This is a genomic window from Enterococcus sp. 4E1_DIV0656, assembly GCF_002140695.1.
GTDB classification, from domain to species: Bacteria; Bacillota; Bacilli; order Lactobacillales; family Enterococcaceae; genus Enterococcus_D; species Enterococcus_D entomosocium.
This window is the reverse complement of record NZ_NGLF01000001.1, coordinates 693,693-720,450: the sequence shown is the minus strand read 5'-3', so window position 1 is coordinate 720,450 and position 26,758 is coordinate 693,693. Positions and strand designations below refer to the sequence as shown.

Here is a 26,758-nt window from a genome sequence, read left to right as displayed (position 1 = left end):
CTATGCCTCGTGAGATTCTCACGAGGCATTTTTTTATTGAAAGGAGGAAGGAAGATGCATAACGAATACATGCGTTTGGCGATCGCAGAAGCCAAAAAAGGGCGTTACCAAACCTTTACCAATCCGCTAGTGGGCGCTGTGATCGTCAAAGAGCAACGGGTCATTGCCAAAGGGGCTCACTTAGTCTATGGGCAGTCCCATGCGGAACGAAACGCCATCGAACAATGCCATTCCTCCGAAGACCTAATCAATTCGACTTTATACGTGACGTTAGAACCTTGCAACCATCAAGGAAAACAGCCGCCTTGCACCCAGCTGATCATCGACAGCGGCATCAAAAAAGTAGTCGTCGGCCAGTTAGATCCTAACCCGATCGTGGCTGGACAAGGCAAGCGCTTTTTAGAAAATCAGGGCATCGACGTGTTGGTGGGTATCGAAGAAACAGAAGTGCGCCGTTTGAATCCACACTATAATTTTTACCATCAGCATCAGCTACCTTACGTGGCATTGAAGCAAGCGATCACTTTAGATGGTCGGATCGCTCATGATGCGTTAACCCGCAGTGCGATCACTGGTTCAGGGGTTTGGCAAAACGTTCATCAAGAACGTGGGGACTACCAAGGGATCTTAGTGGGCAGTCAGACGGTGTTGACGGATGATCCCACCTTATTGACCACGATTGAAACCAGCTTTCCGCCGATTCGCATCGTGGTAGACCGTCGGGGACGAACGCTGTCGCAACCCCAACTGGCACTGTTTGCCGACGATTCGGCACCTGTGTGGATTTTTACGCAGCAGGCAGCTGTCAATGATTTGCCAGCGCATGTCTCAGTGATCCAACTGGAAGAATTGACGATCGCTGCATTGTTGAAGGAGCTTGCCACACGACAGGTCCAATCGCTTTACGTGGAGGGAGGCGCTGCGATCCATGATGCCTTTTTAGCCAGCGGACTGTGGCAAGAAAGCATTACCTATGTGGCGCCAAAGTTTCTTGGGGGCAATAGTCTCGCTAGTTTTGCCAGTGAGCGTACCCCGAATCAGCTGCAACGGCTAACAGAGGTGACGGTGACGGCAGTTGGAGAAGATGTTTGCATCCGAGGAAGGAGACCAGAGGAATGTTCACAGGATTGATTCAGGAAAAAGGTCGCATCAAAGAGATCCGCAAGCAAAGCCGCACGATCCAGCTAACCTGCAGTGCGTCGGAAGGCTTGCTGACGGATTACCAGATCGGAGACAGCATGGCGATCAACGGTACGTGTTTGACGGCGATCGCCAAACAAGCGACGACGTTTACGGTGGATATCATGCCGGAAACCTTTCAACGAACGACCTTTAAACAACTCTCGGTGGGTGCCGAAGTCAATTTGGAGCGAGCGATGGCAGCAACGCAGCGTTTTGAAGGCCACTTTGTCGCTGGCCACATTGATGTAACGACCCGTTTGATCCAGAAAAAGCAGTTGGAAAATGCCTTGATCTTGACATTTGCTTACCCCACCAGTGTGCAAGGGGAAATCATTCCGCAAGGGTCGATTGCGATCAATGGCGTCAGTTTGACGGTCACCCAGACGACGGCACAGGCCTTTTCCGTTAGCTTGATCCCCCATTCCAAAGACCAGACGACGCTGGGGCAGTTGAAACAAGGGGAGTGGGTCAATATCGAGACGGATATGATTGGGAAATATGTCAAATACCAACGAAAATGAAAGAAGGCAGACGATGCATAAAGTAGAACAAGCAGTGGAATGGTTAAAAAAAGGCGGCTTAGTGATTGTCGCCGATGATGAAAATCGAGAATCAGAAGGAGATTTGATTGGGATCGCTGAATACGCAACGCCAGAAGCCGTCAATTTTATGGCGACTTATGGCCGCGGCTTGATCTGTGCACCCATCTCACAAGCGATCGCTGAAAAGCTGGCATTGCCTGAGATGACCGCCAATAATACGGATGCCTTTGGCACCGCGTTTACCATCAGTGTCGATCACGAGACAACGAGTACGGGAATTTCTGCGAAAGACCGGGCAGTGACGATTGAAAAATTGGCTGATCCTGCGTCACAAGCAGCGGATTTTTATCGTCCTGGACATATCTTCCCATTGACCGCTCAATCTGGCGGCGTGTTAGAACGCAGAGGACATACAGAAGCGGCTGTGGATTTAGCGAAGCTTGCTGGCAGCGTGGAAGCAGCCTACATTTGTGAGATTTTAAATGAAGATGGCACGATGGCTCGGGTCCCAGAATTGAAAAAATTAGCAGAAAAATGGCAGCTGCCGTTTTTGACCATTGACGAGTTGGCGGAATATCTACGAGGAACTGCACCTATCACGGTGGATTTGCCAACGGCTTATGGGGCGTTCCAATTGACCTTATTTGAAGATGAATTCGGCAATGAACACCTTTTACTAGCCAAAGGCGAGATTCAACATACTACCGAGCCGCTGTTACTACGGATCCATTCAGAGTGTTTAACAGGCGATGTCTTCGGCTCTCATCGCTGTGATTGTGGCGAACAGCTGCAAGAAGCGATGCGGCAGATCGAAGCAAAAGGCCGTGGTGCGATTTTGTATCTACGCCAAGAAGGCCGCGGTATTGGCTTGCGGAACAAGCTCCGTGCCTACCAGTTGCAGGAACAAGGATTGGATACGTATGAAGCAAATATTGCATTGGGTTTTGCAGCAGATGCTCGTCATTACACGTTTGCTGCCGATGTTTTACGTTCCTTAGAAGTGCAGGAGATTCAACTGATGACCAATAACCCTGACAAAGTGAAGGAATTAGAAAGCTTAGGGATCAAGGTAGCAGAACGGGTTCCGCTGGAGATGCCCGCGCATAAAGAAAACAGCAGCTATTTGAAAACGAAGAAAGAAAAGTTTCACCATTACCTATCTATTTAATCAACCAAAGGAGAATGAGCGATGACAGTATTTGAAGGAACGTTTCAGGGAGAGGCAGTCAAAGTAGGGATCGTGGTTTCACGATTCAACGAGTTTATCACTTCCAAGTTAGTGGAAGGCGCCAAAGACAATTTGGTGCGTCATGGAGTCAAAGCAGAAAACATCGATGTGTATTGGGTACCAGGTGCTTATGAGATTCCGTATATTACCAAAAAAATCGTTGACCACAAACAATACGATGGGATCGTGACATTAGGTGCCTTGATTCGCGGAGCAACGACCCACTATGAATTGATCTCAAATGAAGTGGCGAAAGGCGTAGCCCAAATTGGTCTGAATGCCGACATTCCAATCATGTTTGGTGTGTTGACGACTGAAACGACCGAACAAGCCATTGAACGGGCGGGAACCAAAGCTGGCAACAAAGGCAGCGAAGCCGCTCAAGGTCTTTTGGAGATGATTTCGTTGAATCAGCAAATCCTTGGCAACGCATAGGTTTCACGTTCGAACAAAGGGAAGTTAGCAAGAAAAAGCCTGCCTAAGCATAGGCATTAGACTGGAGACAGACTTCGTACAAAATGAAGTCTGTCTTTTTTTCATCATTAAAAAAACACTGGATTATTATGCCCAAGGATTCGCTTCTTCACGGGTACCGTGTTTTCGATAGGTCAATGGAGAGGAAAACGCCCATCAATCACGAACATTAGAATAACTCTTATTTAAGGAAATTTTCAGAAAATTATTTACATTTCACAAAAGGTTCCTTATAATGACTCTATTCATTGAGAGTGATTCTCATTTGCAAATAGATGTCAAAGTAGCACATGGCTTTGGCGCTTTTCATGAGAAGCACTTTTATAAGCGAAAAAACGCACAGATGCTTCTTTTATGATAGCGGCGAGGCAACAGTCAGGTTGTTTTTGCTGTGAAATCAGGAGAGGATCGTGCTGAATAAAGGAGAATCACATGTCGGTAGGGTTGATTAAATCAAATCGTTGGATGGTTTCGACAATCATTTGCTGTGTTTTAGTTGTCGCCATTCTCTTATCTGCAGGAGTTGCTTTGGCAAACGGACAAGCCAATATCACCCTTGGCGAAGTTTATCAAATTCTTTTCTATAAAATCAGCCATGGATTGGTTGGTGATCTTTCAGGCATTTCAGACGCAAACATCAATATCGTCTGGTTTGTTCGGGCACCGCGGGTCTTGCTCTCTATTTTTGTGGGCATGGGGTTAGCGATCAGCGGGGCAGTGATGCAGGCGGTGGTCCAAAATCCGCTGGCAGATCCCTATATCTTAGGGATCTCTTCAGGCGCATCCCTAGGGGCGACCTTCGCCATCTTAGTCGGGTTTGGCGGCTCGGCGCTAGTCTTGCAGCTGGGCTTATCGTTTGGTGCCTTTGCAGGAGCGGGGATTGCCACCATTTTGGTGCTGCTGCTTGCCAGTATCGGTGGGAAAATGACTTCCACAAAACTTGTGCTGTCGGGGACGATCGTCAGTGCCTTATGTAGCTCTGTTTCAAACTTGATCATCTATCTGGCTAGCAATGCAGAAGGGATGAAGACCGTAGCGTTTTGGTCGATGGGCAGCCTAGCCTCGGCTTCTTGGAACAAATTAGGCTTTATCGTAGTTCTGGTTTCTTTGATCACGCTCTTCTTCCTGACGCAATACCGTGTTTTGAATACGCTTTTGCTGGGGGATGAAGTTGCTTCCACCTTAGGGGTCAAGCTGACCTTCTATCGGCGTTTTTACATGCTACTAGCAGCGCTATTAACCAGTATCATCGTTGCGAATTCTGGGATGATCGGCTTTGTCGGCTTGATCATTCCTCATATCGTACGTGGAGTCAGCGGCTCGGATCATCGCCTGTTGATGCCTTTGACCGCTTTGACAGGCGCGTTGTTTTTGATTTGGGCGGATGTGATCGCCCGTTCGACACTGCAAGGAGTCGAACTGCCAATCGGGATCATTACAGCGCTGATTGGCGCACCGATCTTTATCTATATCATTGTCAAACGGCAATACAACTTTGGGGGGTGACGGAATGAAATTAGCAGTTGAAAAGCTCAATCTAACGATCGGGGATCAGCAGATACTAAAAGACATCTCCGTCCAAACCGCACAGGGGCAATTTGTCGGCTTGATTGGGTCCAACGGCAGCGGCAAATCTACATTGTTAAAAGCTATCTACAAAACGTTGAAACCTGACAGCGGCGACATTTATTTGGGTGAGATGAATATTTTGAAAAGTTCCGAAAAAAAAGTCGCCCAGCAAGTCAGCGTCGTCAGTCAGTTCAATGAGTTGAGCTTTGATTTAACAGTAGAACAGATGGTGCTTTTAGGCCGCACGCCCCACAAGGGTTTATTGGAACAAGACACCAAAGCCGATCATGAGCTGGTCACCGAAGCCTTAGCCAAAACAGGGCTAAGTGCCTACAGAAAACGCAGTTACCTCTCATTATCAGGTGGCGAAAAACAGCGGGTCGTCCTTGCTCGTGCCATCACCCAAGAACCGAAATTTATGATTCTCGATGAGCCGACCAATCATTTGGATATCCGTTACCAGCTGGAAATCTTAGAAACCGTCAAGCATCTGAAGATTGGCTTGTTGGCGGCGCTGCACAATTTGGAACAAGCAGCTAACTATTGCGACATCATCTATGCCTTAAAAGATGGTCGGGTCGTAGGGTATGGCGAGCCAGAAACGCTGCTGACAGAAGAACTGATCGAAGAAATCTATGGCGTGAAATGCAGTATTTACCATCATCCGATCACAGGCGGATTAGGGTTTCATTATTATTTTGAAAAGGAGCAAACAGATGAATAAATGGGGAAAAATGATTGGGGTAGGATTGGCAGTCTTTACATTAAGCGCTTGCGGCAATACGAAGGATGAAGGAACTTCGGCTTCTTCCTCACAGGCAGAAAGTACGTATCCCTTAACCATCAGCAACTACACCAAAGCAGAAGGCGGTACGCAGTGGACTGCCAAGGACCAAACCTTTAATGAGGCACCGAAAAAAGTCGTAGCCAACACACGACCAGCAGCGGAATTGCTGCTGCATCTCGGCCTCAAGGATCAGATTGCGGGTGTCGGTGCAACCTTTGGTGCCGCTGATGAGGAAGTTGCTGCTGATTATGCAGAACTAAACGACCTGGGCAGCGACTATATCAGTAAAGAAACGGCGCTCAGTGTGGATCCAGATTTGATTTTTGGCCGCGGGGGACTTTTTGATAACCAAGATTGGGGCGTCGGCACCGTTGATTCCTTGAACGAGATGGGCATTCCGACTTACGTCCAAGAAACCTCTGTCACTGGTGCAACATTTGATTCCGTTTATCAAGACATTGAAAACCTTGGTAAGCTCTTCAATGTCCCCGAGGCAGCCGCTGCTTTTGAAAAAGACTTAAAGGATCGTCAGAGTGCCTTGGAAGAAAAAGTAGCAGACAAAGAAGAGCAAACCTTTGCCCATCTCTTTATGTCTGATCCTAGTGTTGTCAGTGTCTATGCCGCTCAGGACGAGTCTTTTTTCAATAGCAACTTTGATATGATCAAACTGAACAATGTGTTTCAAGACTATTCAGGGGAAGTCAGTGTCGAAACTTTGATCGAAACGGATCCCGATGTCTTGATCGTCGGCGACTGGTCAACGATCGAAGGCAGTGTTTCCGGTCAAGAAATCATTGAAGGCTTATACAAAAACGACAAACTCTCTAGCATGAAAGCCATCAAAAACAAACAAGTCTACAGCATGGACTACAATTATCTCTTTGGCTACGGCTACCAAGCCTTGACTGGTTTGGAAGAACTGGTAGAGCAAATGGCACAATAAACACCTCCTATTCCCATAAAAAGGAGAACCAACTTTTTATATAATAGAAGAAAATCAACGTTTCACTGGCCGATTGACCACAGAAACGTTGGTTTTTTGTATTTGGGAAAAGCAACCTTTGCCGCTGCCCGTTACGCAACAAGTAGCCCGTTAGCTGTTTTTTTCTGACTCTTGGTTCATTTGATAGCGAGACAAAAGCTTTTCTTTGTGTTTTTGCATGATTGTTTCCAGAGAAATATCGTATTTATCGGCGAGAATAAATAAGTTATCCAGTACATCGCCCAATTCTTCCGTCAGATTTGCCAGTTTTTCTTCCGGCAAGCCTTCTTGTTCATCGGGACGGTCACGGCCAATCTCCAATGTCCGAATGGCACGGCTCACTTCCCCGACTTCTTCTGCTAAAAAATTCGCCCGAATAAACGGATCATATTGATACCAGTTGCGGGCTTTGTAGAAGTCACTGATAAATCGTTGATATTCCTCAATGTTCATAATTTTTTTTTCCATCCTTTCCCAGAACCTTTATCAGAATCATGATATACTATTTCAAAATGATTGAGAAGGATGATGGAGAGTTTTATGAAAATTGCAGTCTATTGTGGTGCCAGTGTCGGTAATGAACCTAGTTTTGCAACAGCCGCCCAAGAATTGGGGCAGTGGATCGCTTCACGGCAAAATACGCTGGTCTATGGCGGCGGAAAAGCGGGCTTGATGGGCGTGCTGGCAGATGCTGTCTTAGAAAATGGCGGTCAGGTGATCGGGGTGATCCCAACCTTTTTAAAAGATCGGGAACTAGCACATCCTGGATTGACCGAACTCCATGTCGTCGAGACGATGTCAGAAAGAAAACGAAAAATGTTCGAATTGTCGCAGGCGTTTGTCGCACTGCCAGGTGGTCCCGGGACGCTGGAAGAAATCACGGAGATGATCTCGTGGTCAAGAATCGGTCAAAACCCGAATCCTTGTGCTTTTTATGATGTGAACAACTTTTACCGCGCAACGAGAGCCTTGTATGACAACATGGTGGAAAATGAGTTCTTGACGCAGGCCGATCGCGAAAAAATCGGCTTTGCGCAAACAACCCAGGAGCTGGAAGTCTTTATTCAAGCTTACGAACCACCAGTTATTCGGCAGTATTAAGAAGCAATCGGTTAAATCCTATCATAGTTCTCTAGTTTAATGAATGAGGAGGAGAGAAGTAATGCTAGAATGGCAAGATTATTTTGAATCCCATATTTTGGAAAGAGGAAAAGAGTATTATTTAAGCGGTTGTGTGGCGCGACTGAGAGCGGATGATCAGCTTATTCTAGCCGAAGTATTCGGCACAGAGCTTTATGAAGTAGAAATTGCGCTAAAACAGGGCAAGGTCATGGAGGAATTTTGTAATTGTCCTCACTTTGCGGCTGGTTTTAATTGCAAACATCTTGCGGCTGTTTTATTCGCCTATACGAGAGCGAAAGAAAAGAATAAGCCTTTGACTCCACCGAAACGTAAAGGACGCCGTGAGGTCTATCAGAAGCTGGTGGATCAGCTAGACGAAACGGATATGCGGCAGATTTTACTCAGTTTGATGGTTGAGGATACTTCTGTAGCCCTTTTTGTGAAAAACGTTGTATCGGATAGCGAGGATGATTTCGCTGAGGAGGAAGAAGTAGAAGCATGGGATGACTGGGATGAAGAAGAGGAAGATTGGGAAGAAGAATGGGAGGATGACTGGGAAGCTTAAAAGGAAATTTCGTACTAGGTCTGATACGCGTATCTTGCTCTTTTGCTTCTTTGACTCATTCTTAGTATAATGGGGTTTGTTTTGCAAGTGGGGTCATAAAATAAGATCCTTGGACAAAGAAATGGAGCGTAAATCATGACAACAAATTTTTGGGCTGAATTGCCGAAGCCTTTTTTTATTCTAGCACCAATGGAAGATGTCACCGATGTCGTTTTTCGGCATGTCGTTCAAGCTGCCGGCGCACCAGATGTTTTCTTTACGGAATTTACCAACTCCGATAGTTACTGTCATCCAGAAGGACGCGACAGTGTGCGTGGACGTTTAGTCTTCACCGAAGATGAGCAACCGATGGTAGCCCACATTTGGGGAGACAAGCCAGAGTATTTCCGTGAAATGAGTATCGGATTAGCCGAGATGGGCTTTAAAGGGATTGACTTAAATATGGGCTGTCCAGTGCCAAACGTTGCCGGACGAGGCAAAGGCAGCGGCTTAATCTTGCGACCAGAAGTTGCTGCTGAGCTGATCCAAGCAGCCAAAGCTGGCGGCTTGCCGGTCAGCGTCAAGACGCGTTTGGGCTATACCGAACTAGGGGAAATGGAAGCCTGGTTGACCCATGTCCTGCAACAAGATATCGCTAACCTTTCGATCCATTTACGAACCCGCAAAGAAATGAGCAAGGTCGATGCCCATTGGGAATTGATTCCTGAAGTGGTGGCCTTGCGGGACCGAATCGCCCCACAAACGAAGCTGACGATCAACGGCGATATCCCTGATCGTACCAAAGGTTTAGAGCTAGCAGAAAAATATGGCGTAGACGGAATCATGATCGGTCGGGGTATTTTCAAGAATCCCTATGCCTTTGAAAAAGAACCGAAAGAGCATACCTCAGAAGAGCTATTAGGCTTGCTACAGCTGCAATTAGACTTGCAGGATCATTACGCCAAAATGGTGCCACGCTCGATCGCAGGATTGCATCGTTTCTTTAAAATCTATGTCAAAGGCTTCCCAGGAGCCAGTGATTTGCGGGCAAAATTGATGAATACCAAATCAACGGATGAAGTTCGGCAACTGCTGGCAGAGTTTGCGGAGAAAAAGAACCACGAGGAAAGTATTGAAGCGTAAGTTTCAATGCTTTTTTCGTTTTTGGTTGCTGTACCCGCTCTCAATGTCAATCCTTTCTTGACAATAGATAGGTACCTATGTAAAATGGAGAACGGACTTTTAACTAGGTACCTATCTAAATAGTGAAGAGGCGAAAGGAGCTGAAGATCGATGGTTTCCGAACAAGAAATCGTGGAACGATTGTTTGAAGTGTATAAATTAAATCGGCGGTATGCGGAACAAAAGTATGGACGCTTTATGCCGGGACGGGGGCAGTTCAATTGCTTACTGGTATTGGACGAAAAAGGCACGTTGACCCAAAAAGATCTCGCCGCGTATTTAGCGATTCGTTCGACATCCACTGGCGAACTACTAAAGAAACTGGCTGAAAAAGGGCTGATCCAAAAAGAAGTCGATCCGAAAGATAAACGCAGTCATTTGATTTCGCTGACAGAAGCAGGCAAGGAAGAGGCACAGCGAATGAAAGAAAAACGCAGCAAGGCGCACCAAGAAATGCTGACCTATTTGACGGCAGAAGAAAAACAAGCCTTTGGTCAAGCCTTAGCAAAAATCGAACAGTTTTATCTTGAGAAGGAGGCGGACGTTGATTGAGTGAAACAGTCCAACGAACGGAACGTCAGCGGACGCTGATTTTTATTAATTTAATGATTACATGTATTGCCGTATCCATGTTGGCGACCGCATTGACGACGGCTTTACCCGCCATCGTCAATGACTTGCAGATTTCCGTCACTACGGGCCAATGGCTGACTAGCGGGTATTCTTTGGCAATGGCGATCGTTATGCCCTTGACGGCATATCTTATGAATCGTGTGCCAACCAAAAAGCTCTATCTCGCTGCATTAGGAATCGCTCTGGTGGGTTTGCTGCTTTGTGCCACAGCGCCCAATTTTCTAGTCATGATGCTTGCTCGTATTTTGCAGGCCGTAGGCAATGGAATCTTGACCGCGATGGCACAAGTGATCCTCTTATCGATTTATCCGATCAATCGCATCGGTGTCGTGATGGGCTGGTATGGACTCTCAATCACCGCGGCACCTGTGATCGCACCGACGATCGCTGGGCTGATCGTGGACCGCTTGAACTGGCATGCGATTTTTTATATCGTTGCCGTGATTGTTTTGATCTCATTGATTTGGGCCATAAAGGTTTTTGATGATGTGTTGCCAGTAAGCAACAGCAAATTTGATCAGACCTCTTTTGTTTTGAGTGCCTTCGCCTTTGGTGGGATCACTTTAGGCTTTGGAAACATCGGCAGCTATGGCTTTTTCAGCTTGCCGGTTTTAGGAACCTTAGCGATCGGTTTAATAGCAGGGATCTTCTTTGTCTTCCGTCAATTAAGAGCAGAAACCCCATTTTTGGATCTGCGGGTCTTAAAAACAAAAGAGTATGCCATCAGTGTCTTTGGCAGTATCATGCTTTACTTGGTCTTGATGGGTTCGGCGATGCTGATGCCGCTTTATGTGCAGTCGATTTTAGGCAAATCAGCGACGATCTCAGGATTAGTCGTTTTGCCAGGTTCCCTAGTCTCGGCTTTTTTAAGTCCGGTGGCTGGACGAATCTATGACAAAGTCGGCATCCGTCTGTTGACGATTTTCGGCGGCGGCTCACTGGTCTTGAGCAACATCGGCATGTATTTCATCCATATACACACGGGTATTTGGGTAGCAGTGGTCTTGAACATGCTGCGCTGTGCCGCCACAGGCTGTTTGTTGATGCCCTTCGTGACGTGGGGAAATAAAAATATTCCGCCGCAGTTGACGGCGCATGGAACAGCATTATTGACTTCTTTGCGGACGGTGGCAGGCGCTATCGGGACAGCATTATTTGTCGGGATCATGAATAGTGTGGCGCAAAACAGCACGACCTTAACGGGGACGAGTGCACTGCTTCACGGGATGAATGTTTCTTTCTTATTGATGACGATCGCTTCTGGTCTGCTGTTTGCAACGGGGCTATTTTTGATTCGTGATCAGAAACCAGAAGCCGTGTGGCTGGAAGGTGCGGAGGAACCGCTGGAATAAAGAGGGGCACCTTTCTTTGAAGGGTGCTTTTCTTGATTTATTTCATGAAACTCTATGAAAAACCAAAAAATTCGATATAATAAGATAACTTATGGTTTAGGAGGAGTATTTTTTTTCAGGAAAGACTTGTTTTCATGGAAAAAAATCAGGGAGAAAATGAAGAATAAAGGCGTTTATTTTGGGTTGTCTGCCTATGTCTTGTGGGGCTTGGTCACACTATATTGGAAAATAATCGTTGGGGTTTCGCCATTAGCAACGATGTGCTACCGAATCGTGTGGTCCTTTGTTTTTATGGTGCTGTTTATTTTGCTTTCCGGGAAGAAAAAGCAATTTTTACAAGAAGCGCGTCTGCTGTGGAAGAACAAAGTGTTTGCTGGACTGATCGTTTTAGCTTCTGTGCTGATCTCCATCAACTGGTTCACCTTTATCTTTGCGGTGAGTGCGGGCCATGTGATGCAAGCCAGCTTAGGCTATTATATCAATCCGCTAGTCAATGTCTTGTTAGCAACCGTTTTTTTGAAAGAACGTCTTAGTCGTACTGGCATGCTGGCGTGTCTGCTGGCAAGTATCGGGGTGATCTTATTATCGATCCAAACAGGAACGATTCCTTATGCCTCACTGATCATGGCCTTTTCCTTTAGTACGTATGGCTTGATCAAAAAAAGGATCCCCATTAGTTCGGTTACTGGGTTAACGATCGAAACGATGGTGATTTTCCCCTTTGCGCTCGTGTATATTTTAGGATTTTCAACCGTCGGCTTTATGAATTATCCCTTGCAAACCAATCTCTTATTGATGGGTGCCGGGATCGTGACGGCTATTCCGCTGTTGCTGTTTGCGGAAGCCGCGAAAAATGTTTCTTACATTACGCTTGGGTTTATTCAATACGTCAACCCGACGATCATGCTTTTGTTGGCCATCTTTTTGTTTCACGAAACCTATTCACTGGCCCAATTTTCCGCCTTTGCGTTTATTTGGCTAGGGATCGCGGTCTTCACCTATGGTACGTTAGGCACGGCTATGAAAGAGCGGCGCATGGGACAGCAAAGAAAGCAACTCTGATACATCAGGAATGGCTGCAGCTGAGCCGTTCCTTTTTTTATTAAAAAACAACTCAATTTAGATAGTGAAGGATGTTGCAAGGAGAATTGTTCAATGGTATAACAAAGGAAAAGCACGTTGCAGAAATTCTGATTGAAAAGGGTTGCATCTGCCACAGGGGTGTGTTATTATTCTTTCAGTTACAAGGATTGTTACTGTTCGGCAGGCAAAACCAGAATTGACCGTAGCGCGCTAATGGGGAGATTCTAGGTTTTTTTATTTTGGAGTGAGGGAAAACGATGGTTATTGGGAAAATATTAAATAATAATGTCGTCATCTCGACCAATGATGCCGGTCAGGAAGTGATCTATATGGGTCGTGGCATTGCGTTTAAGAAGAAGGTCGGCGATCCAGTGGATGAAGCCTTTGTCGAAAAAGAATTTGTGTTAAAGGATACGTTTACCGCAAATCAGTTTCAGCAATTGTTTTCAGACATTCCTGTGGAAGAAGTCGAAGCCGTCAAGCAAGTGGTGGATGATGCAGAAGCGTCATTGGGGATCGAGCTGTCGCCAAATATTTATTTGACACTGACCGATCATATCCATTATGCGCTAGTTCGGGCACGTGAAGGCATTGAGCTGCCGAATCCATTGTTGTTTGAGACCCGCAAATTTTATCCGAAAGAGTATGCGGTTGCAGCAGATGCCGTTGCTTATTTTGAAAAAGTCTTCGGGATTTCATTGCCGGAATCGGAAATTGGCTTTATCGCCTTTCATATCGTCAATAGCGAACAAGCAAATGGTACGATGGAAACCACGATGCAAGCGGTAGAGATCGTTCGTGACGTATTGGCGATCATCAGTCGTTTTTATGGACGAGTCTTTAACCCAGATTCCTTGAACTATCAACGGATCACCACGCATTTACAGTATTTTGCGCAGCGCTATTTAAGCGATGAACTTTCGGGGGAAAAAGATGAATTTTTATTTGCCCTTGTGCAATCGAAGTACCCTAAAGCGTTTCAAACGGTTCAACGGATCAACGAATATTTGATCAAAACCTACGACAAATCGATCGGTGAATCAGAAATGATCTACTTAACGATCCATATCGAACGTGTCGTCAATGATCAAACCAATTAACATTCAATCATTAACGGATTGTTACTGTCAGGCAGGCAATACCCAGATTGAAAAGACAACAGTCAGCGAGGAAAAGACTCGTTGGACGGTCGTTTTTTCAATCTGGGTTTTTTTATTAAAAAAGGAGTGTTGAAAAAATGAGTTCAAATAAAGAAATTGCCGTTCGCGTCCTCGATGCGGTGGGCGGCAAAGAAAATGTCAATAGCGTGGTGCATTGTGCGACCCGCTTGCGTTTCAAATTAAAAGATGAGAACAAAGCGGATACGGCACGCTTGAATCAAGACGACGACGTGATCCAAGTCGTTCAAAGCGGCGGACAATACCAAGTGGTGATCGGCAGTCATGTCAGCGACGTTTACCGTGAATTGAATGGAGTAGCGAACTTCGATGGTGAAGCAGACAGCAAAGGCGACAAAGGCAACCTGTTGAATCAACTGGTGGATATTATTTCGTCGATCTTCACGCCGTTTTTAGGCGCAATGGCAGGTGCCGGGGTCTTAAAAGGATTCTTGACGCTGGCAGTCACCTTGAATTGGTTAGCAGCTGATTCTGGGGTCTACACCGTATTGTATGCGATTGCCGATGGGTTGTTTACCTATTTACCAGTGATGTTGGCTTTTACTGCAGCGAAAAAGTTTCGCACCAATGAATTTCTAGCGGTTTCCTTAGCGATGGCGTTGGTTCATCCAGACATTACCGCTTTGGCTGGACAAACCTTGAGTTTCTTAGGCCTACCGGTCATTATTGGTGCTAGTGCTTATACGTCTTCAGTCATTCCGATTATTTTAGCGGTCTTTTTACAAAGCTATGTGGAGCGTTTCTTTAAAAAAGTCATTCCTAGCTTCTTACAGATCATCTGTGTACCTTTAGCGGTCTTCTTGATCATGGCGCCATTGACCTTTATTGTCGTCGGTCCACTAGGAACGATTTTAGGAAACTTGTTAGGTAGTGCTTACGACAGCATTTACCACTTCAGCCCACTGATCGCTGGTGCTGTTATGGGTGGTTTATGGCAAGTCTTTGTGATGTTTGGCATGCACTGGGGCTTTGTGCCGATCATCATGTTGAATCTCAGTCAAACCGGTGTCGATACCATGGTACCAATGCTGTTGCCAGCTGTCCTTTCTCAAGGTGGTGCAGCGCTAGCAGTGTTCTTTATGACAAAAAATGTGAAATTGAAAGGCTTGGCCCTTTCTTCAACGATCACCTCAATTTTTGGGATCACAGAACCGACGGTGTATGGGGTAACCTTGCCATTGAAAAAACCATTTATCGCCGCGTGTATCAGTGGTGCCATCGGGGGAGCCTTCATCGGCTTCAGCCAAGTCGAAAACTATACCTTTGGGTTAGTCAGCTTACTAAGTCTTCCTTCCTTTATCCCACAAGATACGAAAGATCTAAGTGGTCTGATCGCAGCTTCAATCGGAACGGCTATCGCTTTTGGCGCCGCGTTTGTCTTGACCTTCTTCTTACGTTTTGAAGATCAGCCAGCAACCGAAGCCAGTGCAGCACCAGCAAAAGAGCCAGCAGCACCCACAGATAGTTCGTCTAAAGAACGAGTGATCCTCAGTAGTCCGTTAGAAGGCAAAGTGGTTCCCTTAGCAGAAGTCAAAGACCAAGTCTTTTCTTCTGGTGCATTAGGAAAAGGCATCGCCATCGAACCGACCGTCGGGGCTTTGTATGCGCCGGCAGATGGCACCATCACGACGCTCTTTCCTACCGGCCATGCTGTTGGTTTGACCACTACGGATGGAGCAGAAGTCTTGATGCATATTGGTATGGATACCGTGGAACTAGATGGCAAAGGCTTTGAGGTCTTTGTTAAACAAGACGATCAAGTCAAACGCGGTGATTTGTTGGTGAAGTTTGATCTAGATACGATCAAAGCTGCCGGCTTATCCACGATTACACCAATCGTTGTGACGAATACGCCGCAATATTTAGATGTGATGGATATGAATCAAACCGATGTCTTGCAAGGAGAAGACTTCTTAGCCATCGTAAAATAAGCAAAAGAAACCCGATCCTCGACTGAATATCAGCAAGGATCGGGTTTTTTGTAAGAAAATAAGGCGCAGTTGCCGGTCTCGCTTGCCTTCTTCGGTGGAGAATGCTTGTCACAGCGCTAGTTAAGGGCAAGACCAACAGCAGGAACGCGTACTCAGGGAAAATCCGAACATTCTTATGGGCTGCTCCTTATACATGGCTTAAATTTTCGGCAAGCGACTCTAAAGCGGGGAAATCGAGAATTGCATAGCCCTGTTTTTGTTTTTCGATCAGCTTGTCTTCACGAAAGCTGGTAAAGGTTCGCAGCAGGTGGCGATAGCTGACATTCAAGATTGCGGCACAGGTGGTTAACTGAAAGGAAAAGTGTTGGTTTTCTTGATGCGCAAGAATAAATTTGGCCAACCGTGTCTCTACAGGTTCCGTCAATGAATTCGCTAAGTTGATCCCCGAATTCAAGCGGGAACTGAGCAACTGACAGATGGTTTGCAAAAAGCGGACGTCTTGTTGCAAGGTGCTGCGGTAGCGATTCAAAGGGATGCAGACGCAGACGCAAGCAGAAGCGGCTTTGACACTGCTTTTCGGCAAGAGTTCCCATAAAGAGGAAGCTTCCCCTAAAGGTGCAGCCGGCTTGGCGTAATCAATACAAATCGTTTGGGTATCCGAAGAGAAGGAATAGACCATCACGGTTCCTTCCACGAGAAAATACAAGTATTCAGAAGGCGTGCCCGTTCGAATCAGGTGCTCTTCTTTTTCAAAGGAATGCAAAGTGGCCATCGCTAACAAATCATTGTCCATATAAGATTGCAGATCGTATGTGTCAATGTAATTACTGAGGCGTGCGGTATCATCGATTTTTTTCATGGGAATCAGCCACTCCTGAATGGTTTTCTTTAAGTATAGCTTAGTTCCCCTTTTGACTCAACACGAACGATAAATAAAAACTAATGTAAATTGTATGTAAAAATAAGGTAAAATAGGACATGTGTCACTTCATTTTGAAGGGATACTTGGTATGATTTGAATGTAAGAAAGCTTCAAACCATTAGGAGGAGAAAAAATGCCATTGAAACGAATTGTTAAAGGGATGTTAGGAATTGCGTTAGTTGCAGCATTGACCGGCTGTGGGAATGGGAGCAGCAGCGACAGCAGTGCCGCAGCCGAAAAAGAAAAGCTGGTGGTACAATTCGTACCGACCAATAATGACGGCTCGATGCAAGCCAAAGCAAAACCGTTTGCTGAGTATTTATCAAAAAAATTAGACCGTGAAGTAGAAGTAACGTTAGCAACGGATTATTCGACGATCGTAGAAGCGATGGCTTCTGGACAAGTTGATTTAGGGATCATGCCGCCAGCCGCTTATGTTCAAGCCAAAGATATGGATGCAGCAGAAGCGATTTTGACTTCTCAATTAGGTGCCTATGATCCAGAGACCGGCTTGCCATTAGAAGGCGAAAAAACCAATACCTTCAAAGGGGAGATCTTGGTACGTGCGGATAGCGATATGACAGAATTGACGGACTTAAAAGGGAAAAAAATCGCTACATTGAGTCCGAACTCTGCCAGCGGCTATATTTACCCAGTTGCCGAGTTGAAAGATGCAGGAGTTGATCCAACGACGGATGCTACATTAACGACGGTGAACGATATTCCAAGTGAGATCACTGCAGTCTTGAATGGTCAGATGGATGCCGCCTTTGTGTTTCAAGGGGCACGGAATGTCTTTGCGTCAAGCTTCCCAGATAACGATTTATTCGAAGATCTAAAAGTTCTTTACTTAACCGAAGGGGACATCCCGAATGACGCCATTGCCGTTCAACCGACGATGGATGCTGAACTAAAAGAGCAGATCAAAGAAGTGTTCTTGAATATGGCAGACGATGAAGAAGGCGCCGAAGCAATGAGCTTGTGGGGACACCAAGGGTATGAAGAAGCAGCTGATTCTGCTTACGATACCATTCGCGACTATACTAAACGAGCAGCAGAGTAAAAAATCAGGGATTGCGGTAGAAGGATAACGGGACACGGAGATGTGCAGCGATTTACTAGGGGAATAGGTGGAATACGCAGTATCAGTGCATTTTTTAGTGAGATAGACCGTGACCGATTGGGGAAACTTTGCCGCGGTCCCTACATAATGGAGAAGACAGATGATAACTTTTGAGAATGTATCCAAAGTCTACCCGAATGGGGTCAAAGGATTACAGAACATAGATGTAACGATTGAACAAGGAGAATTTGTGGCAATCATTGGTTTGAGCGGTGCTGGTAAGAGTACCTTTTTGCGCTCGATCAATCGCTTAGTGCCAATCACTGAAGGAGATATCCGGGTAGATGGCAAATCAGTCACGAAAGCCAATAAAAAAGAATTGCGCTTGATTCGCCGACAAATCGGATTGATCTCCCAAAGCTTCAATTTGGTCAAACGTAGTACTGTCCAAAAGAATGTGCTATCTGGTCGTTTGGGGTATTACGGGACATGGAAAAGTATTTTAGGGTTGTTTACGAAAGAAGACTACGAAAGAACGAAAGAAGCACTAGCGACTGTCGGCTTGTCAGACAAACTGCAAACGAGAAGCGACCAGTTGAGTGGTGGGCAACAGCAGCGGGTATCCATCGCCCGTGCCTTGGTCCAACAAGCACCAGTGATTTTAGCAGATGAACCCGTGGCATCGCTAGATCCCATCACGACAGAGAAAGTGATGGAGGATCTGAAGAAGATCAATCAAGAAATGGGCAAAACGATTGTCATCAATCTGCATTCGATTCCCTTGGCTCGTCAGTATGCGACAAGGATCATTGCCTTAAAAGCAGGTGCAATCGTTTTTGACGGCAACGCAGCCGCTTTGACGGATCAGCGTTTAGAACAAATCTATGGGAAAGCAATTTTTGAAGAAAAGGCAGGAGAAATCGATGAAACTGAAAGAAACAGTTCATTTTAATTGGTACAAACACCTGCTGCTGATTCTTTTATTGCTGCTCTTTTTTCAAAGCAGTGCCTGGATCACGGGGGCTGATTTTGCCCAAGTGTGGTCGAATCGAAGCCAGATGACGGCTTTCATGGCTCGCTTTTTGCATCCGGATTTTAGTTATTTACCACAACTGATGATGCCCTTGATCAAGACATTGCAGATGTCCTTTTTAGGCACCGTTTTAGGAGTAGTCGCAGCGATACCGGTGAGTCTGTTGGCGACGACAGTCGTGACAGAAAGCCGGTGGGTCTCTGTGCCGATGCGTTTTCTCTTAGGTCTGGTGCGGACGATCCCCAATTTATTGTTGGCGGCATTGTTCGTAGCGATTTTTGGGATCGGTGAAGCCACTGGTGTTTTGACCATCGCGGTCTTTACCTTTGGGATGGTTTCACAGCTGATGTTCCAAGCGATCGAAACCATTGATTTTGCGCCAATCGAAGCAGCGGCGGCGGTAGGGGCAAATAAATTTCAAGTGACTGTTTGGGCGATCATACCTCAAGTCATCAGCCAGTTTGCCAGCTATACTTTTTATGCCTTTGAAGTCAATGTTCGAGCTTCGACGGTGTTAGGATATGTTGGTGCCGGCGGGATCGGGGTCATCTTGAACGCCTCATTGGCATTGTTGAATTATGAACGGGTCTCGATCATTATCTTGACGATTTTGTTAACGGTAGCGATCGTTGATTTTCTAAGTGAGCGGGTAAGGAGGTCATTCCTATGATGATCAGAGAAGTGAAGAAAACGACTTGGCTGTTATGGGGACTCTTTGCTATCTTACTGGCATTATCCGCAGCGACGCTGGATTATTCCGGATTGAGTACTTTTTCCTTAGCGATGGGAAGAGATGTCCTGCAAGGGCTGAGTCAGCCAGACTGGTCTTTCTTTTACGACGGTAGCGGGGAGGATCTGTGGAGCTTATTGTTACTGACGATCGGGATCGCTTGTCTAGGAACGATGATCGCAACAGTCTGCGCGATACCGGTGACCTTGCTGAGTGCCGCCAACCTATGGTCTTCTGCGCCGTGGGTCGCGAAGATCGGCAAAATGATCTGCAATATCTTGCGGGCATTTCCAGAGCTAGTTTATGCGATTATTTTTGTCCGTGTGGTAGGTCCGGGACCTTTCGCTGGGGTTATGGCGATCGGTGTCCACCAGATCGGTATGCTGGGCAAGCTGTTCACGGAAGAAATGGAAGCCATGGATGAGCGCTTGACGGAAGAGATGCAAGCAGTCGGTGCCAACTTTTGGCAAACGATGTTTTTCGTGCGGGTTCCTTATTTAGCACCCATCTATAGTTCCTTTGCGTTGAATCATTTTGAAATTGCGGTCCGCAGTGCGGCAACGTTAGGGTTAGTCGGTGCCGGCGGGATCGGTGCACCATTGATTTTTGCTATTCAAACCAGAACCTGGAGCAAGGTAAGTATTATTTTGTTGGGCGTCGTTGTGACCGTCTTCTTATTAGACCAGTTGACTGGAATCATCAGAAAGAAATTGAGATAAACCTATGAATGTATTGCATATATCAGATATCCATTTTCGAGAAAGTTACCTGCCTTGTGAAGAAGGGTATCAAGGAATGCTGGCAGCTATGCAAAATCCCTTGATTCCTCTTGAAGAGTGTATCCAAGATGCCAAGGCGCGAGGGGCGATTGATTTGGTGGTGATCAGCGGTGATTTGACCGAAGATGGCGCGCCTGCCGATTATGCCTCTTTGAAGCATTATCTAGAAAAAGCCTTTGGCTCAGTGCCGATCGTAGTAACGCTAGGCAATCATGATATTAAACGGCATTTTCGCCAAGGCTGGCAAGGCAAGTCAGTAGAAACGGCCAGTGATACACCTTTTAATCAAGTCTATGAAACGGAGACATTGGCGGTCGTGACTTTCGATAATTCCTGTTACGGCTATGCCGACGGTATCGTAGATGAGCGACAGTTTGAATGGCTGCAAGCCACGCTGGCGCAGCTCAAAGAGAAAAAGATCATCTTTGTGACGCACCATCATTTGTTGCCTTATCAAGCAAGCACGCCGGCATGGGCCGGTGCCAATCGTTTGGTGGCATTATTGCAGCAGTATCAGATCTCTTGTATTCTCAGTGGACATACCCATCATGCATTTACGGGAACGATCGCAGGGATTCCTTACTATACTGTGGCAAGTATGTCGTTTGTCGGGGAAGATGAAGGCGAGGGGATGGTCCGTTTTGAAGAACGCTATGGATACAATTTGTATCGTTTTGAGGAAGGCGCGCTGGTTCATCAATCCTCAGAAAACTATCGACCGAACCGCGTATTGATGCGGGTCAACATGCAAGGATAAAAAACAGACGTTCCGTCAACGCTGAATTTAGCAGCAGGAAAGGAACGTCTGTTTTTGTGCAAAAAAGGCTTAACCTTGATTGCCAAAGGTTTTGACAACTTCAATCGTGCCGTCGATATGGAAAAACAAGGTATAGTTTTCTTCGGTTTTGATACCGTCAAAGCGGCGAGCATAATAGGTGACTGCGTCTTTGAAGGTTTGTGGGGGGACACCTAAAAAATCAGCGCATGCCGCCAACGTTTTGCAGCCTTCTTCAAAACAAGCGATGATATCATAGGGCGTGACCACGATCGCAGAACCAATGTCACGGGCTTTGCGTTCTTGTTTGCGTTTTTCGTTGGTGTCTTGGGCGGTAATGTCGCCAGCACTGGTCAAATAATGACCGATTTCTTCACCGATGGTGCTCAAGAGGTCTTCTTGTGATTGGTCAGGGTTCAAGTAAATATGGTGATCGATGTACAATCCTTGCTGACCATCAGGCATATTTTTATCGAAAATAAAGTGCAAGTCTGGGTAGGCGGCCATCAGTTCTTCTACTTTATCCATTTCCATCATTCCTTTTGGGCGTGCCGCTGTTTTATAAATTCAATGTAGCTGAGGATATCTTCCATCTGCTCATCGGTGACGTCATCATCAATATGGGCCGCAACGGTTTGAACTTTTGCAGAGGGCGGCGTAAAGCCTGCCGGGACTTGTCTGCCTAATAAAAAATCGGTGGATACTTGAAAAATCTCCGCGAGTTTGACGATGGTCTCGCCATCGGGTTCGTTACGATCATTTTCGAAATGCGAATACGCTGCGCGGGTGATCCCTAGCTGATCTGCGATCTGCTGTTGGGTTTGGTTGGTTCGTAGTCTGAGTGTTCTTAGCCGTTCGCCAAGCATGAGTGATCGCCTCCTTTTTTGTAGTATAGCACGTTGGATATAATTTGTATCTATTTTTGTATTATTTGATATAAAAAATATCACATCAGTTGACGATACGAATCGTATCTTTTATACTGGAAACAGATGATATGAATCGTATCAAAAAGAATGGGGGAGGATCATGGATACATCGATCGTAACAGTTGTCTTGCCGTCACTCATTACTGGTGTACTTACTTATTTGGCTACCCGAGTATCCAGCAAAGCGAATTTGGAACAAACGAATATCGAAAATGCCCAAAAGCTTTACCTAAAATATGAACAGATCAATCAAGAATTGACCCATAAAATCGATCAGTTAGAAGAAGAAGTCCAAAAGACCGCCAAAACCTACCAAGAAGAAGTCTTGGTCTATCAAGGAAAGCTTGCTACTGCCCAAAGCGAACGGGATTTTTTGCGGGCAGAAAACCAGGTGCTGAAAGAATTACAGCGAGGGAATCAAGTGCCTGTGGCGCGTGAAGAGAAGCAACATTCAGCCGTTGGCTAATAGAAAAAAACTGCTTATCCATCAATAAGCAGTTTTTTTTCTAGTTTTTATTCTTTAATTGATCATTTGTTCATTCACGTAGGCAGCATAAAGCGGGTGATTGTTGATCAATTCTGCATGGGTACCTTGACCGGTAATGGTACCTTTTTCTATAAAGTAGATTTGATCGGCATCCACGATGGTCGACAAGCGATGGGCGATCACTAATGTCGTGCGCCCTTCCATTAGATGATCCAACGCCCGCTGGACCTTTTCTTCCGACTGAGAATCTAGGCTGGCGGTCGCTTCATCGAGCATCAGCAGCTTGGGGTCTCGCAAGAATGCTCGTGCGATGGCGATCCGTTGTTTTTGCCCGCCAGATAGTTTGACGCCGCGTTCGCCGATTTGTGTTTCTAGTTTTTCGGGGAACTCTTGGACGAACTGATCGGCATAAGCCAATGCCAGTCCTTGCCACAATTCCTCCTCTGACAGTGTTCGGCTTAATCCGTATTGCAAGTTTTCCCGAATCGTACCGGCAAAGACCGCACTGTCTTGGGAAACATAGCCGATCTGTGCCCGCCAGTCCTGCAGATCAATGTCAGCTATCGGCTGTTCACCAATCAGCAAGCGCCCGCTGGTGGGTTCATAAAAGCGTTCCAGTAAAGCGAAGATCGTGGATTTTCCGCCGCCGCTTGGTCCCGCAAAAGCAATCACGGTGTTGGGTTTGGCTTCAAAAGAAATGTTTTGCAAAATCGGCCGTTTGGGATCGTAACTGAAATCGATCTGTTCTGCCCGTAGGACTGCGCCGTCGATAGCGGCTTTGGGTGCTGCCTGAATTGGTTCCAGCGGCGTATCCAAAATTTCTTGGATCCGTTCCGTAGCACCCATCGCTTTTTGGACTTGTGAAAAGAACATCGCAAACGTAGTCACAGGCGCAATAATATTAAAGAGATACAGTAGAAAAGCGATCAATGCGCCACTCGTCAAGGTGCCGGCTTGGACACGGATCGCGCCATAACCGAGGATTCCTACGAGTAATCCCAGCATTGCCGTCGTCATGATTGGCTGCAAAATCGCACTAACTTTCGCATCCTTGACCCCGAGGGTAAAGATTGCCCCAATGTTGCGCCGACCGTTTTCTTGTTCACTAGCTTCTCCGTTGCTGGCTTTGATCAAACGGATCTCTGAGAGTTTTTCGCTGGCATCCGCATTGAAATCGGCAGTCGCTGCTTGTAGTTGGCGTCCTAGTTTCGACATGATCTTGCCGATCGGCCACATGATCAAGGTGATCAAAGGCACCGCACTGAACATGATCGCCGCCATCTTCCAATCCATCAAAAACAAGATGATCATCGAACCAACCAATTGGATCAAGCCAGTGACAAAGCTGGGAAATTGCGAGGTGACTAGTTCTTTGATCACGGAAGTATCATTAACGAGTCGCGAACTGCTTTCCCCCGACTTATGGTCATCAAAATAGCTGACTGGCAAATGCAGCAGATGTTTCCAAAGACGTTCCCGCAACGTTTTCACGGCACTTTCTCCCACATAGCGCAAGAGAAAGCCGCCTAAAGTGCCTACGCCTAATTGCAGCACAAAGGCTAGGATCAAAACGACCAGCATGGAGGTGCTGAACGTGGGGGTGCCGCTGGCATCGACTAGCGTTTTCGTCAGCTGCGGCACGACCAAACTGGCGGCACTCGTGATCAGGCTAAAGAGCATCCCTAAAAGAAACAAGCCTTTCTTGGGATTGACACTGACGATCAGGTGGATAAAGTCTTTCATTTTAAATTTGTTTTTGTTCACTGTTGGTGTCGTTGTTTCCATTCGTTTTCCTCCGCTACAAGCAAGATGTCCTGCAGCTTTTTCTTTTTCATTAGGTGCTATTAGAAATCCTGCCAATCATCTTCGGCTGCTTCGTCTTTAGAAGCGGAATCAGGTCTTGCTTTGCGGTCTTGTCCAAACCCGTAGGCATCAAAAAAGTTGCCTTTTCCCCATGTGTCCCGTGGATCATTCGCCTCGCTACTATCAAATGGTTCAAATGGCCCAAATGGCCGATTGCCAAACATGCCGCGGTGTCCAGGAAATGGCATTTGCCGCATGGCTTCTTTGATCTGCTTTTTCATTTGACGCCGCTCGTCAGCGCCCATATCTTGCCAAGTATCTTTCATTTGTTGCTTCATTTTTCGGCGATCGTCATTCGTCATTTCCTGCCAATTTCCACCCCATTGCTTCATCATCTGTTCCCGGATCTCCTGCATAGCTTGTAGACGATCCATCGGGTCAATAAAGCGTTGCGTCTGTTGCTGAAAGTCAGCTTCCCACCCAGCGGCGATGTTTTCAAGCAGACGGGCAAATTCGGTTTGTTCTTCCTCTGTTAACCCAGCAAAAAACGTTTGACTGCTGGCGGCTTCTTTTTGTGCCAGTAATTTTTCTGCTTTTTTTCGTCCAGTCTCTGTCAGAAAGATTCGTTTGATCCTTTTGTCGGCTGCATCTTCTTTGCGTTGGATATCCCCACTGCTTTCCATTTTCTTCAATAGTTCTGCCAAGGAACTTGGCCGTAAATCTAAAACTTCTGCGAGGTAATTTTGCACCAAGCCATCTTCTAAATTTAAAACGGCTAGGACGCGTTGCTGTCCAGAAAGGCGTTGGTTATTTTGACTCATAAAAGCATTGCTGGCTTCGCTGATAAAACGAAGCTGTTTCATTAAGTGATCGGTCATTGTACTCATTGAGAACACTCCTTTTGAATTATTGTTCGGTACCTAATGATATCGATGAGTTGATTATAGTTCGGTGCCGAACGAATGTCAAGAGGAAGTAGCTGAGATTTTTTTCTAACAAAAAGTAAGCAAAATGATTGACTTACTAAAAGTAAGTTTGGTATGCTGAGTCCATCGTTAAAGAAAACACAATAAAAGGAGTACAAAAGAATGGTCTTTGGATTTGGGAAAAAAGAACAAATAATTGAAAAAGAAGTAATTAAAGAGGTGTATCGCACTCCGGAAAAGAAAAAAGCGCAAAAAATCGGAATCATCGTTGGCAGCACGAGAGAAGGCCGCGTGAGTCCGCAAGTAGCCAATTACGTTTTACAAACAGCACGAGCACATAGCGACCGCTCATTTGAAATCATTGATATCAAAGACTACGACTTGCCCTTTATGGGTACAGGCGAAGCGAACCAAGCGTGGAATGAAAAAATCGCTGAATTAGACGGTTATATCTTCATCGTACAAGAATACAATCATGGGCTATCGGCCTCCTTGAAAAATGCGTTAGACAGCGCCCGCGAGGAATGGTTCAACAAAGCAGCAGCAATCGTCAGCTATGGTTCAGCAGGGGGTATTCGGGCCGCTGAGCAAGTTCGCTTGATTTTGGCGGAACAAAAAGTAGCCACGGTGCGCACCAATCCGGCCTTCAACTTGTTCACTGATTTTGAAAACTTTGCCACCTTTACTCCTGGCGAGCATATGACTGTGGGAATGAACGACATGTTGACGGAATTACTGGACTGGGCCGACACATTTGCCAATCGTTAAAAAAACAAACGAAAACAAACTTAGGGGGAACCAATCATGAAATTTGGTATTATTTTAGGCAGTACAAGAGAAGGACGCGTAAGTCCGCAAGTCGGAGCATATATTCAAGAAATTGCTACTCAACGGTCAGAGCATCAGTTTGAGATCGTTGATGTAAAGGCATTTGATTTACCGTTTATGGGAACGGCTGAGCCAAACATGGCATGGAACAAAAAAATCGCTGAGTTAGATGGCTATATCTTCATCGTACAAGAATACAACCACGGTTTTGCGGCTTCCTTGAAAAATGCCGTAGACTCTGCACGGGAAGAATGGTTTGATAAAGCAGCTGGGATCGTCAGTTATGGTTCTGGCGGTGGGATTCGTGCCGCTGAACAATTGCGTAACGTTTTAGCTGAACAAAAAGTTGCCACCGTGCGGACTAACCCAGCCTTCAATCTCTTCACAGATTTTGAAAATTTCAGTACCTTCAAACCCGGTGCGCACATGGCTGCAGGTGTCAATGACATGCTGGATGAATTGTTGTTGTGGTCAAAAGCTTTTGCCACGATTCGCTGATCTGTTTTAGGAGGTCACCATTTATCATCGATCATTTGCTGTTTCATTCATTGAATGGAGCAGCATTTTTTTGCGTTTCCAAGGAATGGTTTTCACTGGAAAGGCTATTTCACTGAAAGAATGACTAAAAATCGGGTATACTAGAAGAACAGAAGATGCGGGCAACTGCGTTCGATTTTTTGCCCAACGAGTGCAT

29 protein-coding genes are annotated in these 26,758 nt (G+C 46.0%); 23 read left to right on the top strand and 6 right to left on the bottom strand.

What is annotated here, in order from left to right:
* Window positions 1–54 precede the first annotated feature (54 nt).
* The 7 genes from ribD (at window position 55) to A5882_RS03460 (ending at window position 6,725) form a co-directional block, all read left to right on the top strand.
* Window positions 55–1,131, top strand: coding sequence for a bifunctional diaminohydroxyphosphoribosylaminopyrimidine deaminase/5-amino-6-(5-phosphoribosylamino)uracil reductase RibD (gene ribD / locus A5882_RS03490; protein WP_086372419.1), 1,077 nt, complete (start codon window positions 55–57; stop codon window positions 1,129–1,131).
* Window positions 1,116–1,703 (top strand): riboflavin synthase, encoded by a 588-nt coding sequence (locus A5882_RS03485; RefSeq protein ID WP_086372418.1) that lies wholly within the window; start codon window positions 1,116–1,118, stop codon window positions 1,701–1,703. Before ribD ends, A5882_RS03485 begins: the two co-directional genes overlap by 16 nt.
* 13 nt (window positions 1,704–1,716) lie before the next feature.
* Complete coding sequence (gene ribB / locus A5882_RS03480; RefSeq protein ID WP_176461998.1) at window positions 1,717–2,892, top strand: 3,4-dihydroxy-2-butanone-4-phosphate synthase; 1,176 nt, start codon at window positions 1,717–1,719, stop codon at window positions 2,890–2,892.
* A 21-nt stretch (window positions 2,893–2,913) separates the two neighbouring features.
* On the top strand, window positions 2,914–3,387 hold the full coding sequence (ribE, locus tag A5882_RS03475) for a 6,7-dimethyl-8-ribityllumazine synthase (RefSeq protein ID WP_086332739.1): 474 nt from the start codon (window positions 2,914–2,916) through the stop codon (window positions 3,385–3,387).
* A gap of 471 nt (window positions 3,388–3,858) precedes the next feature.
* Complete coding sequence (locus A5882_RS03470) at window positions 3,859–4,932, top strand: iron ABC transporter permease (protein WP_005233272.1); 1,074 nt, start codon at window positions 3,859–3,861, stop codon at window positions 4,930–4,932.
* Between the two features lie 4 nt (window positions 4,933–4,936).
* A complete protein-coding gene (locus A5882_RS03465; RefSeq protein ID WP_010748955.1) occupies window positions 4,937–5,719 on the top strand; it encodes an ABC transporter ATP-binding protein in 783 nt (260 codons plus the stop codon).
* Window positions 5,712–6,725 (top strand): ABC transporter substrate-binding protein, encoded by a 1,014-nt coding sequence (locus A5882_RS03460; RefSeq protein ID WP_086372416.1) that lies wholly within the window; start codon window positions 5,712–5,714, stop codon window positions 6,723–6,725. Before A5882_RS03465 ends, A5882_RS03460 begins: the two co-directional genes overlap by 8 nt.
* Window positions 6,726–6,875: 150 nt before the next feature.
* On the opposite strand, the gene A5882_RS03455 is transcribed toward A5882_RS03460, so the two are convergent.
* A complete protein-coding gene (locus A5882_RS03455; RefSeq protein WP_086372415.1) occupies window positions 6,876–7,217 on the bottom strand; it encodes a MazG nucleotide pyrophosphohydrolase domain-containing protein in 342 nt (113 codons plus the stop codon).
* A gap of 87 nt (window positions 7,218–7,304) precedes the next feature.
* Between A5882_RS03455 and A5882_RS03450 the strand changes: the two genes are divergently transcribed.
* The 8 genes from A5882_RS03450 to A5882_RS03415 all read left to right on the top strand — a co-directional run bounded on the left by A5882_RS03450 (window position 7,305) and on the right by A5882_RS03415 (window position 15,789).
* Window positions 7,305–7,865, top strand: coding sequence for a TIGR00730 family Rossman fold protein (locus A5882_RS03450; protein WP_008380221.1), 561 nt, complete (start codon window positions 7,305–7,307; stop codon window positions 7,863–7,865).
* A 61-nt stretch (window positions 7,866–7,926) separates the two neighbouring features.
* Entirely contained in the window at window positions 7,927–8,451 is a 525-nt protein-coding gene (locus A5882_RS03445; protein ID WP_176461997.1) for an SWIM zinc finger domain-containing protein, read from the top strand.
* A 135-nt stretch (window positions 8,452–8,586) separates the two neighbouring features.
* Window positions 8,587–9,573 (top strand): tRNA-dihydrouridine synthase, encoded by a 987-nt coding sequence (locus tag A5882_RS03440; RefSeq protein ID WP_005230648.1) that lies wholly within the window; start codon window positions 8,587–8,589, stop codon window positions 9,571–9,573.
* A gap of 150 nt (window positions 9,574–9,723) precedes the next feature.
* Complete coding sequence (locus tag A5882_RS03435; RefSeq protein ID WP_005230651.1) at window positions 9,724–10,164, top strand: MarR family winged helix-turn-helix transcriptional regulator; 441 nt, start codon at window positions 9,724–9,726, stop codon at window positions 10,162–10,164.
* Window positions 10,161–11,597, top strand: coding sequence for an MDR family MFS transporter (locus A5882_RS03430; protein ID WP_228100784.1), 1,437 nt, complete (start codon window positions 10,161–10,163; stop codon window positions 11,595–11,597). Before A5882_RS03435 ends, A5882_RS03430 begins: the two co-directional genes overlap by 4 nt.
* A 156-nt stretch (window positions 11,598–11,753) precedes the next feature.
* Window positions 11,754–12,659 carry an EamA family transporter RarD gene (gene rarD / locus A5882_RS03425; RefSeq protein ID WP_008380213.1) on the top strand — a complete coding sequence of 302 codons (906 nt, stop codon included), beginning with the start codon at window positions 11,754–11,756 and terminating at the stop codon, window positions 12,657–12,659.
* Between the two features lie 278 nt (window positions 12,660–12,937).
* Window positions 12,938–13,780 carry a BglG family transcription antiterminator LicT gene (licT, locus tag A5882_RS03420; protein ID WP_005233287.1) on the top strand — a complete coding sequence of 281 codons (843 nt, stop codon included), beginning with the start codon at window positions 12,938–12,940 and terminating at the stop codon, window positions 13,778–13,780.
* A gap of 137 nt (window positions 13,781–13,917) precedes the next feature.
* Window positions 13,918–15,789, top strand: coding sequence for a beta-glucoside-specific PTS transporter subunit IIABC (locus tag A5882_RS03415; RefSeq protein WP_086372413.1), 1,872 nt, complete (start codon window positions 13,918–13,920; stop codon window positions 15,787–15,789).
* A gap of 187 nt (window positions 15,790–15,976) precedes the next feature.
* On the opposite strand, the gene A5882_RS03410 is transcribed toward A5882_RS03415, so the two are convergent.
* Window positions 15,977–16,648, bottom strand: a complete 672-nt coding sequence (locus tag A5882_RS03410; RefSeq protein WP_005233292.1) for a cyclic nucleotide-binding domain-containing protein — start codon at window positions 16,646–16,648, stop codon at window positions 15,977–15,979.
* 196 nt (window positions 16,649–16,844) lie between these two features.
* On the opposite strand from A5882_RS03410, the gene A5882_RS03405 reads away from it, so the two are divergent.
* The 5 genes from A5882_RS03405 (at window position 16,845) to A5882_RS03385 (ending at window position 21,073) form a co-directional block, all read left to right on the top strand.
* On the top strand, window positions 16,845–17,774 hold the full coding sequence (locus tag A5882_RS03405; protein ID WP_086372412.1) for a phosphate/phosphite/phosphonate ABC transporter substrate-binding protein: 930 nt from the start codon (window positions 16,845–16,847) through the stop codon (window positions 17,772–17,774).
* A gap of 160 nt (window positions 17,775–17,934) precedes the next feature.
* Complete coding sequence (phnC, locus tag A5882_RS03400; protein WP_005230661.1) at window positions 17,935–18,726, top strand: phosphonate ABC transporter ATP-binding protein; 792 nt, start codon at window positions 17,935–17,937, stop codon at window positions 18,724–18,726.
* On the top strand, window positions 18,698–19,477 hold the full coding sequence (phnE, locus tag A5882_RS03395; protein WP_008380208.1) for a phosphonate ABC transporter, permease protein PhnE: 780 nt from the start codon (window positions 18,698–18,700) through the stop codon (window positions 19,475–19,477). The genes phnC and phnE (A5882_RS03395) overlap by 29 nt, the downstream gene beginning before the upstream one ends.
* A complete protein-coding gene (gene phnE, locus A5882_RS03390) occupies window positions 19,474–20,256 on the top strand; it encodes a phosphonate ABC transporter, permease protein PhnE (RefSeq protein WP_005230666.1) in 783 nt (260 codons plus the stop codon). The genes phnE (A5882_RS03395) and phnE (A5882_RS03390) overlap by 4 nt, the downstream gene beginning before the upstream one ends.
* Window positions 20,257–20,260: 4 nt before the next feature.
* Window positions 20,261–21,073 (top strand): metallophosphoesterase, encoded by an 813-nt coding sequence (locus A5882_RS03385; RefSeq protein WP_016620314.1) that lies wholly within the window; start codon window positions 20,261–20,263, stop codon window positions 21,071–21,073.
* A gap of 69 nt (window positions 21,074–21,142) precedes the next feature.
* On the opposite strand, the gene A5882_RS03380 is transcribed toward A5882_RS03385, so the two are convergent.
* Together A5882_RS03380 and A5882_RS03375 are read right to left on the bottom strand one after the other, a co-directional pair.
* The gene (locus A5882_RS03380; RefSeq protein WP_034858679.1) at window positions 21,143–21,619 is read right to left on the bottom strand and encodes an ImmA/IrrE family metallo-endopeptidase; all 477 of its coding nucleotides are present in this window, start codon (window positions 21,617–21,619) and stop codon (window positions 21,143–21,145) included.
* Between the two features lie 5 nt (window positions 21,620–21,624).
* On the bottom strand, window positions 21,625–21,957 hold the full coding sequence (locus A5882_RS03375; protein ID WP_005230670.1) for a helix-turn-helix domain-containing protein: 333 nt from the start codon (window positions 21,955–21,957) through the stop codon (window positions 21,625–21,627).
* A 163-nt stretch (window positions 21,958–22,120) separates the two neighbouring features.
* Between A5882_RS03375 and A5882_RS03370 the strand changes: the two genes are divergently transcribed.
* Window positions 22,121–22,486 (top strand): hypothetical protein, encoded by a 366-nt coding sequence (locus A5882_RS03370; protein WP_008380201.1) that lies wholly within the window; start codon window positions 22,121–22,123, stop codon window positions 22,484–22,486.
* 54 nt (window positions 22,487–22,540) lie between these two features.
* Here the strand turns inward: A5882_RS03370 and A5882_RS03365 are convergent, their stop codons facing one another.
* A complete protein-coding gene (locus tag A5882_RS03365) occupies window positions 22,541–24,292 on the bottom strand; it encodes an ABC transporter ATP-binding protein (protein WP_008380198.1) in 1,752 nt (583 codons plus the stop codon).
* A gap of 59 nt (window positions 24,293–24,351) precedes the next feature.
* Entirely contained in the window at window positions 24,352–25,197 is an 846-nt protein-coding gene (locus A5882_RS03360) for a MarR family transcriptional regulator (RefSeq protein ID WP_008380196.1), read from the bottom strand.
* A gap of 201 nt (window positions 25,198–25,398) precedes the next feature.
* Between A5882_RS03360 and A5882_RS03355 the strand changes: the two genes are divergently transcribed.
* Together A5882_RS03355 and A5882_RS03350 are read left to right on the top strand one after the other, a co-directional pair.
* Window positions 25,399–26,004, top strand: coding sequence for an NADPH-dependent FMN reductase (locus tag A5882_RS03355; RefSeq protein ID WP_082741533.1), 606 nt, complete (start codon window positions 25,399–25,401; stop codon window positions 26,002–26,004).
* Between the two features lie 36 nt (window positions 26,005–26,040).
* A complete protein-coding gene (locus A5882_RS03350; RefSeq protein ID WP_005233313.1) occupies window positions 26,041–26,562 on the top strand; it encodes an NADPH-dependent FMN reductase in 522 nt (173 codons plus the stop codon).
* Window positions 26,563–26,758 lie beyond the last annotated feature (196 nt).

What these genes read in the sequence shown, in the direction of transcription:
- A5882_RS03445 (WP_176461997.1), top strand. Translation starts at nt 7,927, where the DNA reads ATGCTAGAATGGCAAGATTATTTTGAATCCCATATTTTGGAAAGAGGA.
- A5882_RS03350 (WP_005233313.1), top strand. Translation starts at nt 26,041, where the DNA reads ATGAAATTTGGTATTATTTTAGGCAGTACAAGAGAAGGACGCGTAAGT.
- A5882_RS03405 (WP_086372412.1), top strand. Translation starts at nt 16,845, where the DNA reads ATGCCATTGAAACGAATTGTTAAAGGGATGTTAGGAATTGCGTTAGTT.
- A5882_RS03485 (WP_086372418.1), top strand. Translation starts at nt 1,116, where the DNA reads ATGTTCACAGGATTGATTCAGGAAAAAGGTCGCATCAAAGAGATCCGC.
- phnE (WP_008380208.1), top strand. Translation starts at nt 18,698, where the DNA reads ATGAAACTGAAAGAAACAGTTCATTTTAATTGGTACAAACACCTGCTG.
- A5882_RS03375 (WP_005230670.1), bottom strand. Translation starts at nt 21,957, where the DNA reads ATGCTTGGCGAACGGCTAAGAACACTCAGACTACGAACCAACCAAACC.
- A5882_RS03455 (WP_086372415.1), bottom strand. Translation starts at nt 7,217, where the DNA reads ATGAACATTGAGGAATATCAACGATTTATCAGTGACTTCTACAAAGCC.
- A5882_RS03460 (WP_086372416.1), top strand. Translation starts at nt 5,712, where the DNA reads ATGAATAAATGGGGAAAAATGATTGGGGTAGGATTGGCAGTCTTTACA.
- A5882_RS03450 (WP_008380221.1), top strand. Translation starts at nt 7,305, where the DNA reads ATGAAAATTGCAGTCTATTGTGGTGCCAGTGTCGGTAATGAACCTAGT.
- rarD (WP_008380213.1), top strand. Translation starts at nt 11,754, where the DNA reads ATGAAGAATAAAGGCGTTTATTTTGGGTTGTCTGCCTATGTCTTGTGG.
- A5882_RS03410 (WP_005233292.1), bottom strand. Translation starts at nt 16,648, where the DNA reads ATGAAAAAAATCGATGATACCGCACGCCTCAGTAATTACATTGACACA.
- A5882_RS03380 (WP_034858679.1), bottom strand. Translation starts at nt 21,619, where the DNA reads ATGGATAAAGTAGAAGAACTGATGGCCGCCTACCCAGACTTGCACTTT.
- A5882_RS03435 (WP_005230651.1), top strand. Translation starts at nt 9,724, where the DNA reads ATGGTTTCCGAACAAGAAATCGTGGAACGATTGTTTGAAGTGTATAAA.
- A5882_RS03385 (WP_016620314.1), top strand. Translation starts at nt 20,261, where the DNA reads ATGAATGTATTGCATATATCAGATATCCATTTTCGAGAAAGTTACCTG.
- ribB (WP_176461998.1), top strand. Translation starts at nt 1,717, where the DNA reads ATGCATAAAGTAGAACAAGCAGTGGAATGGTTAAAAAAAGGCGGCTTA.
- phnC (WP_005230661.1), top strand. Translation starts at nt 17,935, where the DNA reads ATGATAACTTTTGAGAATGTATCCAAAGTCTACCCGAATGGGGTCAAA.
- A5882_RS03465 (WP_010748955.1), top strand. Translation starts at nt 4,937, where the DNA reads ATGAAATTAGCAGTTGAAAAGCTCAATCTAACGATCGGGGATCAGCAG.
- A5882_RS03370 (WP_008380201.1), top strand. Translation starts at nt 22,121, where the DNA reads ATGGATACATCGATCGTAACAGTTGTCTTGCCGTCACTCATTACTGGT.
- A5882_RS03355 (WP_082741533.1), top strand. Translation starts at nt 25,399, where the DNA reads ATGGTCTTTGGATTTGGGAAAAAAGAACAAATAATTGAAAAAGAAGTA.
- licT (WP_005233287.1), top strand. Translation starts at nt 12,938, where the DNA reads ATGGTTATTGGGAAAATATTAAATAATAATGTCGTCATCTCGACCAAT.
- A5882_RS03470 (WP_005233272.1), top strand. Translation starts at nt 3,859, where the DNA reads ATGTCGGTAGGGTTGATTAAATCAAATCGTTGGATGGTTTCGACAATC.
- A5882_RS03415 (WP_086372413.1), top strand. Translation starts at nt 13,918, where the DNA reads ATGAGTTCAAATAAAGAAATTGCCGTTCGCGTCCTCGATGCGGTGGGC.
- ribE (WP_086332739.1), top strand. Translation starts at nt 2,914, where the DNA reads ATGACAGTATTTGAAGGAACGTTTCAGGGAGAGGCAGTCAAAGTAGGG.
- A5882_RS03360 (WP_008380196.1), bottom strand. Translation starts at nt 25,197, where the DNA reads ATGAGTACAATGACCGATCACTTAATGAAACAGCTTCGTTTTATCAGC.
- A5882_RS03365 (WP_008380198.1), bottom strand. Translation starts at nt 24,292, where the DNA reads ATGGAAACAACGACACCAACAGTGAACAAAAACAAATTTAAAATGAAA.
- phnE (WP_005230666.1), top strand. Translation starts at nt 19,474, where the DNA reads ATGATGATCAGAGAAGTGAAGAAAACGACTTGGCTGTTATGGGGACTC.
- ribD (WP_086372419.1), top strand. Translation starts at nt 55, where the DNA reads ATGCATAACGAATACATGCGTTTGGCGATCGCAGAAGCCAAAAAAGGG.
- A5882_RS03440 (WP_005230648.1), top strand. Translation starts at nt 8,587, where the DNA reads ATGACAACAAATTTTTGGGCTGAATTGCCGAAGCCTTTTTTTATTCTA.